This is a genomic window from Deltaproteobacteria bacterium (assembly GCA_016210005.1).
In the GTDB taxonomy this organism is placed as follows: Bacteria; Desulfobacterota; Binatia; order HRBIN30; family JACQVA1; genus JACQVA1.
The window spans coordinates 1-10,804 of sequence record JACQVA010000007.1; the positions used below are offsets into that span (position 1 = coordinate 1).

General features: G+C 65.8%; 15 protein-coding genes, 1 tRNA gene and 1 other RNA gene. 10 read left to right on the plus strand and 7 right to left on the minus strand.

Annotated features, from left to right (window positions below):
- Positions 1–229: 229 nt before the first annotated feature.
- The 6 genes from HY699_00940 (at position 230) to HY699_00965 (ending at position 3,372) form a co-directional block, all read left to right on the plus strand.
- A tRNA-Ser gene (locus tag HY699_00940) sits at positions 230–315 on the plus strand.
- Positions 316–397: 82 nt separating this feature from the next.
- An RNA gene (gene ffs / locus HY699_00945) (signal recognition particle sRNA small type) lies at positions 398–496 on the plus strand.
- A 35-nt stretch (positions 497–531) separates the two neighbouring features.
- Positions 532–2,166 carry a DNA polymerase III subunit gamma/tau gene (gene dnaX / locus HY699_00950; protein MBI4514368.1) on the plus strand — a complete coding sequence of 545 codons (1,635 nt, stop codon included), beginning with the start codon at positions 532–534 and terminating at the stop codon, positions 2,164–2,166.
- A gap of 62 nt (positions 2,167–2,228) precedes the next feature.
- Positions 2,229–2,519 (plus strand): YbaB/EbfC family nucleoid-associated protein, encoded by a 291-nt coding sequence (locus HY699_00955; GenBank protein MBI4514369.1) that lies wholly within the window; start codon positions 2,229–2,231, stop codon positions 2,517–2,519.
- Between the two features lie 93 nt (positions 2,520–2,612).
- Entirely contained in the window at positions 2,613–3,212 is a 600-nt protein-coding gene (gene recR, locus HY699_00960) for a recombination protein RecR (protein ID MBI4514370.1), read from the plus strand.
- A 10-nt stretch (positions 3,213–3,222) separates the two neighbouring features.
- Positions 3,223–3,372, plus strand: coding sequence for a hypothetical protein (locus tag HY699_00965; GenBank protein ID MBI4514371.1), 150 nt, complete (start codon positions 3,223–3,225; stop codon positions 3,370–3,372).
- A gap of 11 nt (positions 3,373–3,383) precedes the next feature.
- Here HY699_00965 and HY699_00970 read toward each other — a convergent pair whose 3' ends face one another.
- The 5 genes from HY699_00970 to HY699_00990 form a co-directional block, all read right to left on the minus strand.
- Positions 3,384–3,707 carry a hypothetical protein gene (locus tag HY699_00970; protein ID MBI4514372.1) on the minus strand — a complete coding sequence of 108 codons (324 nt, stop codon included), beginning with the start codon at positions 3,705–3,707 and terminating at the stop codon, positions 3,384–3,386.
- 9 nt (positions 3,708–3,716) lie between these two features.
- The gene (locus tag HY699_00975; protein ID MBI4514373.1) at positions 3,717–4,856 is read right to left on the minus strand and encodes an alpha/beta fold hydrolase; all 1,140 of its coding nucleotides are present in this window, start codon (positions 4,854–4,856) and stop codon (positions 3,717–3,719) included.
- A 52-nt stretch (positions 4,857–4,908) separates the two neighbouring features.
- The gene (locus HY699_00980) at positions 4,909–6,246 is read right to left on the minus strand and encodes an MFS transporter (GenBank protein MBI4514374.1); all 1,338 of its coding nucleotides are present in this window, start codon (positions 6,244–6,246) and stop codon (positions 4,909–4,911) included.
- A gap of 130 nt (positions 6,247–6,376) precedes the next feature.
- The gene (locus tag HY699_00985; GenBank protein ID MBI4514375.1) at positions 6,377–6,550 is read right to left on the minus strand and encodes a hypothetical protein; all 174 of its coding nucleotides are present in this window, start codon (positions 6,548–6,550) and stop codon (positions 6,377–6,379) included.
- Positions 6,551–6,592: 42 nt separating this feature from the next.
- Positions 6,593–6,739 carry a hypothetical protein gene (locus HY699_00990; GenBank protein MBI4514376.1) on the minus strand — a complete coding sequence of 49 codons (147 nt, stop codon included), beginning with the start codon at positions 6,737–6,739 and terminating at the stop codon, positions 6,593–6,595.
- A 139-nt stretch (positions 6,740–6,878) separates the two neighbouring features.
- On the opposite strand from HY699_00990, the gene HY699_00995 reads away from it, so the two are divergent.
- From HY699_00995 to HY699_01005, 3 genes are all read left to right on the plus strand, one after another.
- Positions 6,879–7,667, plus strand: coding sequence for an SDR family oxidoreductase (locus tag HY699_00995; GenBank protein MBI4514377.1), 789 nt, complete (start codon positions 6,879–6,881; stop codon positions 7,665–7,667).
- Positions 7,668–7,776: 109 nt separating this feature from the next.
- Positions 7,777–8,319 carry a DUF59 domain-containing protein gene (locus HY699_01000; protein MBI4514378.1) on the plus strand — a complete coding sequence of 181 codons (543 nt, stop codon included), beginning with the start codon at positions 7,777–7,779 and terminating at the stop codon, positions 8,317–8,319.
- Between the two features lie 156 nt (positions 8,320–8,475).
- Positions 8,476–9,189 carry an FKBP-type peptidyl-prolyl cis-trans isomerase gene (locus HY699_01005; protein MBI4514379.1) on the plus strand — a complete coding sequence of 238 codons (714 nt, stop codon included), beginning with the start codon at positions 8,476–8,478 and terminating at the stop codon, positions 9,187–9,189.
- An 18-nt stretch (positions 9,190–9,207) separates the two neighbouring features.
- Here the strand turns inward: HY699_01005 and HY699_01010 are convergent, their stop codons facing one another.
- Together HY699_01010 and HY699_01015 are read right to left on the minus strand one after the other, a co-directional pair.
- A complete protein-coding gene (locus HY699_01010) occupies positions 9,208–9,873 on the minus strand; it encodes a hypothetical protein (GenBank protein MBI4514380.1) in 666 nt (221 codons plus the stop codon).
- 21 nt (positions 9,874–9,894) lie between these two features.
- Positions 9,895–10,323: a VOC family protein gene (locus HY699_01015; GenBank protein ID MBI4514381.1), complete on the minus strand. Its 429-nt coding sequence runs from the start codon at positions 10,321–10,323 to the stop codon at positions 9,895–9,897.
- Positions 10,324–10,400: 77 nt separating this feature from the next.
- On the opposite strand from HY699_01015, the gene HY699_01020 reads away from it, so the two are divergent.
- On the plus strand, positions 10,401–10,804 hold a 404-nt coding region (locus tag HY699_01020; protein MBI4514382.1), incomplete at its 3' end, for an IS110 family transposase.

Here is a 10,804-nt window from a genome sequence, read left to right on the forward strand (position 1 = left end):
CGCTTTCGCGGGAATGACAGATTGCGTCCCTTTCGGGAATGACAAATTGCGTCCCTTTCGGCCATGGGCCTCGGCCTGACAGTACACAGTACTGTCAGACTGGTGAGGATTTGCCCGGTCGGCTGCACGTTACCCACAGATCTGTCGCACGCCTGAGCCGAGGGCCAGCCGGGCGGGTTGCAACTGCTGCCGGGTATTGTTACCACCGCAGGCAATGGTAACGGCGCATGGAGAGGTGCCCGAGCGGTCGAAGGGGCACGCCTGGAGAGCGTGTGTACCCACAAGGTACCGTGGGTTCGAATCCCACCCTCTCCGTTGTTTGGCAGCAACCGCTGCGCTATGTGCCGGTGGCGGGTGAGAGAAGGTTGGCAGTGTCAGGCCGGCGGCCACGAGTGATAGCTAGGTCCCGCGCAAGAGAGCGTCGCGAACTCCGTCAGGTCCGGAAGGAAGCAGCGGTACCGACATCCTCTCTGTGCCGCGGGGAAGCCTAGCTATCACTGGTGGCCGCCGCTCGGTCTTACGATCAAGCCGATGTCGTATCTTGTATTGGCGCGGAAGTGGCGGCCGCAAGTCTTCGCCGATCTCATCGGCCAAGACCACGTTACCCGCACCCTTGCCAATGCCATCCGCGCCGGTCGCGTGGCCCATGCCTTCCTGCTCACCGGCGTGCGCGGGGTGGGCAAGACCACCGCCGCCCGGATTCTCGCCAAAGCGCTCAACTGCGAGCAGGGGGCGACGCCGCAACCTTGCAACGCCTGCACCAACTGCCAGGAGATTACCGCTGGCAACTCGGTCGATGTCCTGGAAATCGACGGCGCTTCCAACACCGGCGTCGATGACGTGCGCGAGATCATCGACAACGTGCGCTACCGCCCGGCCAAGAGCCGCTTCAAGATCTACATCATCGACGAAGTGCACATGCTCTCCAACAGCGCCTTCAACGCGCTGCTAAAGACGCTCGAAGAGCCCCCCGCCCACGTCAAGTTCATCTTCGCCACCACCGACCCGCACAAGCTGCCGCCGACGGTGCACTCGCGCTGCCAGCGCTATGACTTCAAGCGGATGCCGCTACCGCTGGTGGTGCAGCACCTGCAAAAGATTTGCGCCGCCGAAGGCGTCGGCATCAGCGAGCGGGCGCTGTACTTGATCGCACGCGAAGGCGAGGGCAGCGTGCGGGACGCGCTCTCGCTGCTCGATCAGGTGATCGCCTTCAACGCCGACAAGCTCAGCGACGACGAAGTCGTCAGCGCTCTCGGCCTGGCCGACCGCCGGCTGCTCTTCGCCGTCGGTGAAGCCATCGTGCAACGCCAGGCGGCGGCGGCGCTCGAACGCATCGCCGAGATTCATCGCTTCGGCTACGACCTGCGCCGCTTCTCGCGCGATTTGCTCGAACACCTGCGCAACCTGGCGGTGTGCAAAGCCATGCCGGCGGCGCCCGAGCTGATCGCCGATCTGCCGGCGGAGGAGCGCACCGAAGTCGCACGTCAGGCGGCGTTGATCGCGCCCGACGAGATTGACCGGGCGTTTCGCCTCATGCTGGCGGCCGATGAGGAGATCGCCCACAGTGCGTATCCCAAGATCGTGCTCGAAATGACGGCGATCAAGCTGGCGACGCTGGCGCCGTTGCTGCCGCTGGAGCAGGTGCTGCAACGGCTCGAAGGGATCGAGGGCCGCCTGCGCGGCGAGGGGCCGGCGGCCAAGCCGGCCGCGCTACGAGCGGCCCCCGCAGCGGAGACCGCACCGGCGGCCGCCCCACGTGCGAGCGCTGCCACCGGCGAATCGTGGGAGCAGTTCGTCGAATTCGTGCGCAAGGAGAAGGTGACGCTGGTGACCTACCTCGAGCACTCGCAGCCGGCGCGCCGCGAGGGCGGGGTGCTCGAATTGGCCGCACCGCCGGGGTACTACTACGATTACCTGGCGCACAAGGATCACCTGGCGATGGTGCAGGAACTGGCCGGCCGATTCTTCGGTGGTGGGCTGCGCGTGGTGGTCGTCGAAGGCGGCCCGGCGGCCAGCGGCGAGACGGCGGCGGCGCCCAAGCCCTCGCGCGCGCAGCAGGCGGCCAAGGTCATGGAACATCCGGTGGTGCGCGCCGCCGTCGATATCCTCGGCGGCGAGCTGCACGAGGTCAAGACCCGCCCGCGCGGCCAGCGCGACGATTCGTGAGTGTCTGAAACAGAGAAGAGGGTACCAAGGTGAGCAAGGGGCTAAGTGGACTCGGCGACATCATGAAGCAGGCGCAGCAGATGCAAGAGCGCCTGGCGCAGATTCAAACCGAGGCCGGCGATAAGACGGTGTCAGCCACCGCCGGCGGCGGTATGGTCAGCGCCGTGGTCAACGGCCGCTTGGAGGTGGTGAGCTTGCAGATCGACAAACAAGTGGCCGCGGGCGGCGACTTGGAGATGCTGCAAGACCTGGTCATCGCCGCCGTCAACCAAGGCATTCGCGCCGCGCAGCAAATGATGGCGGCCGAAATGAGCAAGGTCACCGGTGGACTGAAGATCCCCGGGCTCACGTGATTCAAACCCGCCCCCAACTGAGGTTGTAGCGCAAGAACCGGCTGGCTCAGTCCCTCCCTGCTCTCGCTGCTCACTACCGACGGATTTCGTAACATGGCAATGTTTCCCGCGCCGCTGGCGCGCGTCATCCAGGAACTGGTCAAGCTGCCGGGCATCGGCGAGAAGACCGCCACCCGGCTCGCCTTCCACTTGTTGCGCGGCGAACGCGCGCCCGTCGATGTGCTGGCGGCGGCGCTCACCGCGCTGCGTGACGAGATGCGGCTATGCTCGGTTTGTTTTGCGTTCACCGCGCAAGACCCGTGTGCGCTGTGCAGTGATCCGGGGCGCAGCGCCGAGCAGATTTGCGTGGTCCAGGGGCCCGCAGATGTCGTCGCCGTCGACGGCTCCGGGCAGTTTCGCGGCCGCTACCACGTCCTGCACGGCTCGCTGGCGCCGCTCGACGGCATCGGTCCGGAGCAGCTGCGCATCACCGAGCTGTTGCGCCGCTTGCAAGACGGTACGGTGCGTGAGGTGATCTTGGCCACCAACCCCACGGTCGAGGGCGAAGCCACCGCGATGTACCTCGCCCGGCTGATCAAACCGCTGGGCGTGCGCGTCACCCGCATCGCCCACGGCCTGCCGATGGGGGCCGATGTCGAGTACGCGGATACGCAGACGTTGGGCAAAGCGCTGGAGGGACGGCGCGAGATGTGACCGATCGGCTTTGACCTTCCTGCAGATCCTGGTCGGGGTGCTCGCCGCCGTAGCCATCGGGATCTTCGGCACGCTGCTGCTGATATGGCGCCGACTGGTCAAGGTCGAAGCCGACGTGGCGCTGCTGAGCAGTCAGTTCGGCATGATGCGCGCGCCGTAAGCGCGTTGCGCTTACTTCCTCCGTCGTGAACTGGAACGTGCCGGTCGAGAGCGCCGGCTGCTGCCGCCTGCCAGGCTGATGGCCGACACCACATCGCTGGCCGGGTGGACATTCATCTTCAAAGTCGGGCCGTAGTGCACCACGAAGCTGTTGAGCGCCTCGACGCTGTCGGCTTCGATGATGGCCACGCCGCGAAACGGCGGCTCACCGTTTTGCCAGACGTACTCACCGACGAAGCGGAAGCCCTCGGGTTGTACCTCGTTCCAGTCTAGGCGTTTGGCGATGGCAGCATCCAGTGACGGCCAATTCAACTCGTATTCGGCGACAAAGAGCATGGCTGCACCTCAGGCAGTTGCGTTTGACGGTGAGCGGCGGCGGTTGCGCGCCGGCGACACCACTGGCTGCGAGCGCGCCGCTAGCCACTCGGATGCGGGTTGCCACACGTGCTCGGGCGCGCTGGCGCCGGCAAACACCCCCATGTGCCCGCCCGGCGCCAGACGAAAAGTGGTGTCGGTGCTGCCGACGGCAGCGAGCACGGCGCGCACCGCCGCCGCCGGGGCGATCTGATCGGTGCGCCCGGCGAACACCAGCAGCGCAGCCTTGATGCGGCGCAGGTCGGCGACCTTGCCGCCGAACTTCATCTTGCCCCGCACCAGTTTGTTGCGCCGCATGAAGTCGTGCACGAACTGCAGGAAAGCCCCCTGCGGGTAGGCGATGAACTGGCTTACCCATTGGTTCATCGCGTCGAATCCGTTCATGTATTCGTGATCCCACATGTTCATGAAGAGGTCGGCATAGCGGGTCACGTTCTTCATCGGCGTCAGCAGCCGGAACACCGCGCTCGAGAGGCCGCCGGGGATGTTACCGAGCTGCCGCCCGAGGAACTCGACCTGGCCGCCGCCGAGCTGGGCGGCCCAGGCGAACAGGCCCATCTTGTGCATATCGACCGGTGCGCCGATGGTGACGATGTTGCGCACCGAGTGATCGCGGTTGACCGCCGTGTGCATGAGCGAGAACAGGCCGCCCATGCAGTAGCCGAGCAAGGAGATCTCGCCGGTGCCGGCGTCCCGCTTGACGCTGCCGGCCGCGGCAGGAATCCAGTCGAGCACGTAGTCGTCGAGGGTGACGTAGGCGTCGGCGCTGTCGGGCTCGCCGAAGTCGACGAGATAGACGCAAAAGCCGCGTTCGAGCAGAAACGCCGCCAAACTGCGGCCGGGGTAGAGGTCGAAGATGAACGGCTTCACAATCAGTGGCGGCACCAACAGGATCGGCACGCAGTGGCGCGGGCGGGTAGGCCGGCCGGGCAAGTTGTAGCGGCGCACGGCGAGCTTGTCGCGTTGATAGATCACCTCGTAAGGGGTGCGCCCGACCAGCTTGCTCGGATCACGGATCAGCCACTCGATGCCGTTGACGAAACGCAGCACCGCACGGTTGGCCTCAATTCGCGCCAGGTGCTCGCCGCGTGCCAGCAGGGTGTCGATCATGATCGCCCGCACCGTAGGAAGGGCGCGCGGGCTTGTCAAATACCTCCGGCCGCTAGCGCCGAGCGCGCCGGCGGGGCGGCTGGTCCAGCACTACCGGCGGCAGGTCCTCGCCTTCGCCCGGGCGCAGGGTGAGCACGCGCATGAAGACGTCGGCGAACGAGTGTTCGCGGCCGCGACGCCGGACGCCGATGCCGCGCGCCATGGTCAGCACGATCGCCAGGCGGCCGAGCGATGACAGCACGAAGATGACGTGGTAGCCGCTCTCGCCCAGTAGTAGCATCATGCCGCCGCCTAAGAGCGAGCCGCTGACGATGAACGCGCCGTTGAGCAGATTGTAGAGCGAGAGCACCTGGGCGCGGTTACGATCGCTGGTACAGTCGAGCAGGGTCAGGAAGGTGGCCAGCTCGAAGCCGGCCCAGGCAAAGCCTCCCAGGAGCTGGATGCCGATCAGATAGGCGAAGTTGTTGGAGAGCACCCATAGTGATGCCAGGGGGATGATCAGCACGCCCGACACTTGCAGGGCGCGGCGGTTGCCGTAGACCCGCGCAATTTCGCCCCAGTAGCTCGAGGCCAACACCCGTGCGATCACGATGGCGGCGTTGAGAATGGTGAAGCGAGCGTAAGAGAGATTGAGCGCGTGCAGCATGTAGGGGACGAAATACGCCGCCGAGATGTTGACGACGCCGTTGATCAACACCAGGAAGACAATCAGGCGGCCGTACGACTGGCGGCGGAAGCCGGGTAGCAGCGCGCGGGTCGGCAGGCGCTCGTCCTCGCTGTTCGTGCCCGGATCATGCTGGCGCGTGAGAAAGTAGACGCCCATCACTCGGCTGAGCGCCGCCAGCAAGAAAGCCGCGCCAAAGCCGGCCGCCGCGCCCAGCCCCGTGCGGGTGGCGCCGTCGATCAAGAAACCGCCCGCCAGCAGGGATAGAAAGATGAGAGAGTGAATCGCGACGTTGCGGCGCCCGAAATAGCGGCTGCGTACCAGCGGCGGGATCATGCGGCCCATCCACGCATTCCACGCCGGGCTCAGGCCCAAGTTGAGTATCCAGTAAAGGCAGACCCAACCCAGCAGCCACGGGTAGCCGCCTCCGCTGCGGCGCGCTAGCCAGACCATCGGCAGGAAGGTGGCCGCTTGTAGCGCGGCGCTGCCGATCACCCAGCGCCGGTCACCCAGCCGATGCGAGGCCACCGCAGCGAAAAGCTGAAACGCCGACCCCGCCAGAATCGGCACGGTGGCAATGACGCCGACCTCGAATGGCGTGGCCCCGAGCAGCAGGGCGAAGGCAGGAAAATACGACTCGCCGAAGCCGATCATCGCCGCGTGACACGCGGCATCGATGGTGCTCGCGCGCAGGCTGCGGCGCAGGCGCGAGGCGGCTGGTTCCATGGCGCGGAAAAGAAGAAACACTGGGGCGAACGGCGCAGCGCGACGAGCGGGCGCGTCTTCCGGTCCCCGCGCCCGTTCTCGACCGCGCTGCGCCTTGCTGCGGTTGTTGCTGCGCTTGCAGCGCGCGGCTTCAGGCCCCGGTGCCTGGTGCGCTGCTCAGTTCCTTGAAGTCGGTGACGCCGTAGTTCCCGGCCTTCTTGAGTGCGGCTTCGACCGCCTCGCGACTGACGCTGTTGCCCTGCTTGCAAGTGACCGTCGCCGTTTTCTGCTGGAAGTCGACTTCGACGCTGGCCACATTGTTCAACTGCGTGAGAGCCTCACGGACCCTCTTGGCGCAACCCGACGGTCACGTCATGCCCGAGACGCCGATGACATAGCGGTGCTCGGCGCTCGGCTTGGCCGCCTCCTCGGCGTAGGCTGCCGGCGCTGCCACTAGCGCCAGCGGTGCGGCCGAAAGCAGCACAAGTACCGCGGCTATACCAACCCTGCGCATGTTTGTCCTCCCAGCAAGTGTCTTTGGGGTGCTCGTCCCGGCCACCCCTGGCACTGTGCTCTATCGGCAAGCCCAGCCGCGCGCAAGTCGGCGACGGCCGGCGGGCTGGCGAGGGGCGGTAAACGTGGTAGGAAAAGGCATGCCGTCTCACAACGTGGCCTTGATCACCGGCGCTAGCCGCGGCATCGGTAAGCAGCTGGCAGTCGATTTCGCTCGGCGCGGTTATGATGTCGCCTGCTTGGCCCGCTCGACTGCGGCGAGCCCGAGCAAGCTGCCTGGCACGGTGGACGAAACCGTCGAGCTGGTGCGCCAGCAGGGCCGGCGCGCGTTCGGCCTCGGCTGCGATCTGCAATCGGAGGAGCAACTGAACGCGGCCGTCGAACAAACGTACGCCGAGTTCGGACGTGTCGATGTGCTGATCAACAATGCGGCGATCGCGATCCCCGGTCCCACGCTGCCGCAACCGCTGCGCAAGTGGCGGCTGGCGGTGGAGATCAACATCAATGCCCCGCTGGCACTGATGAAGGCCGTCTGCCCGCGCATGGCCGCCGGCGGTGGCGGGCGCGTGATCAACATGTCCTCCGTGGCCGCCGTCACGCCGGAGTTCGGGCGGGCCAGCTATACGGTGACCAAAGTCGCGCTGGAGTCGCTGACGCAGTGCCTGGCGTACGAACTGGCCCCCACGGTCGCCGTCAACGCCGTGCGCATCGACGTGCCGATTTGGACCGAAGGCTTCGTCTTCACCTTGCCGGGGATGGATACCAGTGACTTCGAGGATCCCGTCATCATGACCGATGTTTGCGACTGGCTGTGCCGGCAGCCGCTCGACTACACTGGCCAGATCGTGACTATCGCTGCACTGCGAGCGCAGGGCAGCGTGCGCCCGCGCACCCGCGCCGGCGATCGCCGGGCGGATCGGGGCGCCTGAGCAAGCGGAAATGCCCCGCCGCTGTCCGGGTGGCGTTGTTCTTCGAGAGGGCGCCCGCTAGAGTTGTCGTCACCGCGAACATTGCTCGCGTTGAGCAAGGAGTGAAGCCATGGACTACGAGCAGGTGGAGTTCCACCGCGATTGCGAAGTGATTCAGATTCCCGCCGGCCTGACGGTTACGGTTCGCAAAGGAACCCAGGGCATCCTGACCCAGGCGCTCGGCGGCACTTATACGGTGCAGATTCCGATGATGGGCGGCCTGTTCCGCGTTCACGACCGCGACGCCGACGCGATCGGTAAAGAAAGCAGCGGTGTGGCCACGCCGGAGCCGGAAGCGGCCGGTGCCGATGCCGAGGTCAGCGAGGAGCAGGTCTGGGAACAACTGCGCGAGGTCTATGATCCCGAAATCCCGGTCAATGTCGTGGACCTCGGCCTCATCTATGACATGCGCGTGGAGGGGCGTAAGGTGGCGGTGAAGATGACCTTGACCGCGCAAGGCTGCGGCATGGGGCCGGCGATCGCTATGGACGCGACGCGCCGGATTCAAGCGATCCCCGGAGTCACGGAAGCCGACGTGCAGGTGGTGTGGGACCCGCCCTGGAGCCCGCACATGATTTCGGCCGAGGGCCGCGCGATCCTGGGCATGGAGTGAGGGGAGAACACTTCTAGGTTGATCGCATCGAACCGAAGCGCTGCCATTGCTCTTGCGCCGCCCTTGCTTTGGTGTGCAGAGGCAGCTAGGAACGCGCCACTCCAGTGAACCGGCGACAGCGGCGCCGTGCCACGACAAGAAAGGAAAGGTCTTTACATGCGAAACTCGATTGCCCTATTGATTGCCGCGCTGCTGCTCGGCACGGCCTCTGCCAGCCTGGCGGCGGAGGATCCGAAAACGGAGGAGGAGAAGGTCGCCTACGCCATCGGCTTAGCGATCAGCCAGAACCTCGAAGCCTTCAGTCTGAGCGCGGCGGAGCTGGAGCAGGTCAAGGCGGGCATCGCCGACGCCACCAGCAAGAGCAAGCCGAAGGTTGAACTCGAGACCTATGGCCCCAAGATCCAGGAGTTACAACAGGCGCGTGCAAAGGTGGCGGCGGAAGCCGAGAAGCAAGCGTCGGCTGCGTTCCTCGACAAGGCCGCGGCCGCTCCGGGCGTCGAGAAGAAGCCCTCGGGGCTGCTGTACAAAGAATTGAAGGCCGGCGCGGGCGAGCATCCCAAGGCGACCGATACGGTCAAGGTCCACTACCACGGCACACTGGTTGACGGGACGGTGTTCGACAGCTCGGTGCAGCGCGGCGAGCCGGCGCAGTTCCCGTTGAATCACGTCATTCCGTGTTGGACCGAGGGGGTACAGCTGATGAAGGTCGGCGGCAAGAGCCAGCTGACTTGCCCCGGAAACCTGGCCTATGGCGATCGCAGTCCGTCGCCGAAGATCAAGCCCGGCGCGGCGCTGATCTTCGAAGTGGAACTGCTGGAGATCTCCCAGGCTGCAGCCGCGGCGCCGGCGGCGGCGGATGCCGAAAAGTAGGCGATCGCCCTGCTGTCCTCAGCCGCCGAACCACGAGGCGTGGAAGTAGCGGACGACGATGGTCAGGACGACGGCGATCGCGATCGGCACCGGTAGCAGCTCGCGAATGCCCTGCCCCGTTTCGCTCCCGCTGAACGGCAGGAACGGCGTGCGGTCGTAGAACTCGCGAAAGCCAGGCGCATCGGCTGCCAACTTGCGCTGGTCCTGGTGGCGGGCACCGATTAGCGTAAAGACGACGAAGCCGCCGAAGAAGACGATATCCGCCGTGCTGCCGTTGGGTATCAGGTGCATCAGCCCAAAGAGCGCGAAGGCCATGAACACCGGGTGGCGCGTGATGCGGGCGGCTCCTCGTGGGGTGCTTGAGCCCGGTCGCATACCGGCCGGGCTTGGCCGCATCATGCCGGCTACCAGCAGCGTGAATGCGCTGCCCATGCCCAAGTAGATAATCCAGCGCAGCAGCGCGCCGGGGGCGTAGAGCCAGAGGTGGGGGCCGGCGTGCTTGTTGGCGAAATAGGTCCACACCAGCGGGACGAAGAAGGCAAACGCCACCGCTGCATACAGCCCCCGAAATCCTTGGTCGCCCAGCCGCGCTACCAGACGCGGCCGCAGTGCTGCGCTCGATAACATGATGTGACTGCCGGCGAATCCGACCCACAGCAGGAGAATTGCAATCGTGGCCAGCATCGCTCCCCCCTTTCGTCGCGCTCACGCCGGTGCGTCGGCCAACAAACCCCGGCCGGGTACGTGATTCATCTCGAGCCGAATGCCATCCGGATCCTCGAACAACACCGAGTAGTAGCCCGGCGCCCACTGCGCCTCCTCGGGCGGATGCACGATCTTGGCGCCGAGCTCGCACAGGAAGGCGTGGAGGCGATCGACATCGGCACGCTCGCGCGCGCGGAAGCAGACGTGGTGCAAGCCGATACGAAACTGGACGAAACGCTCGCCCTGGTAGCGGTCTTCGGCTTTGACGATACCGAAAGCGGTACGGCCGCCCACGCAGTACAAGTAGCCATCGCTATTGATGACCGGCCGCAAGCCGAGAAAGCCGAGCAGCTTCTCATAAAAGGGCTTGCAGACGTCGAAGTTGCTGACCGTGAGCATGATGTGGGCGATGCCGTTGATCTCCGCCATGTCTCCCTCCGCGGTGCCAGCCTATAGCAGAATCGCCGCAGCCGACGCGAGCCGCCAGCGCTGCCCCTAATCCGGCCTTGCTCGCCGTCCTGCTGCGCGGCGGCATGCTCCCCGTGGCCTACGTCTATCCCGCCGCGATGCGTGCCACCCGTGACTTGTTGCGCCGGCGCTGCCACCTGATGCGCAAACGCGCCGAGCTGCTCACCCACATCCAGAACACCACCAGTCAGTACAACCTGCCCGCGCTCGGCAAGAAGATCGCCTACAAAGCCAACCGCACCGGCGCGCCCGAACGCTTCCCCGACCCCGCCGTGCGTGCCAGCATCCAAATGGACCCGTCCCTGATCGATCACTACGACGCCCTGCTCACCAAGGTCGAGCTCACCATCGTGCGCACCGCCAAGCAGCACGACGCCAACGTCTTCTACCGCCTGCGCTCGGTCCCCGGCATCGGCAAGATCCTCGCGCTGGTCATCCTCTA

Excerpts from the sequence above, each read along its gene's own strand:
- dnaX (MBI4514368.1), top strand. The coding sequence starts at position 532 with ATGTCGTATCTTGTATTGGCGCGGAAGTGGCGGCCGCAAGTCTTCGCC.
- HY699_00955 (MBI4514369.1), top strand. The coding sequence starts at position 2,229 with ATGAAGCAGGCGCAGCAGATGCAAGAGCGCCTGGCGCAGATTCAAACC.
- recR (MBI4514370.1), top strand. The coding sequence starts at position 2,613 with ATGGCAATGTTTCCCGCGCCGCTGGCGCGCGTCATCCAGGAACTGGTC.
- HY699_00970 (MBI4514372.1), bottom strand. The coding sequence starts at position 3,707 with ATGCTCTTTGTCGCCGAATACGAGTTGAATTGGCCGTCACTGGATGCT.
- HY699_00975 (MBI4514373.1), bottom strand. The coding sequence starts at position 4,856 with ATGATCGACACCCTGCTGGCACGCGGCGAGCACCTGGCGCGAATTGAG.
- HY699_00980 (MBI4514374.1), bottom strand. The coding sequence starts at position 6,246 with ATGGAACCAGCCGCCTCGCGCCTGCGCCGCAGCCTGCGCGCGAGCACC.
- HY699_00990 (MBI4514376.1), bottom strand. The coding sequence starts at position 6,739 with ATGCGCAGGGTTGGTATAGCCGCGGTACTTGTGCTGCTTTCGGCCGCA.
- HY699_00995 (MBI4514377.1), top strand. The coding sequence starts at position 6,879 with ATGCCGTCTCACAACGTGGCCTTGATCACCGGCGCTAGCCGCGGCATC.
- HY699_01000 (MBI4514378.1), top strand. The coding sequence starts at position 7,777 with ATGGACTACGAGCAGGTGGAGTTCCACCGCGATTGCGAAGTGATTCAG.
- HY699_01005 (MBI4514379.1), top strand. The coding sequence starts at position 8,476 with ATGCGAAACTCGATTGCCCTATTGATTGCCGCGCTGCTGCTCGGCACG.
- HY699_01010 (MBI4514380.1), bottom strand. The coding sequence starts at position 9,873 with ATGCTGGCCACGATTGCAATTCTCCTGCTGTGGGTCGGATTCGCCGGC.
- HY699_01015 (MBI4514381.1), bottom strand. The coding sequence starts at position 10,323 with ATGGCGGAGATCAACGGCATCGCCCACATCATGCTCACGGTCAGCAAC.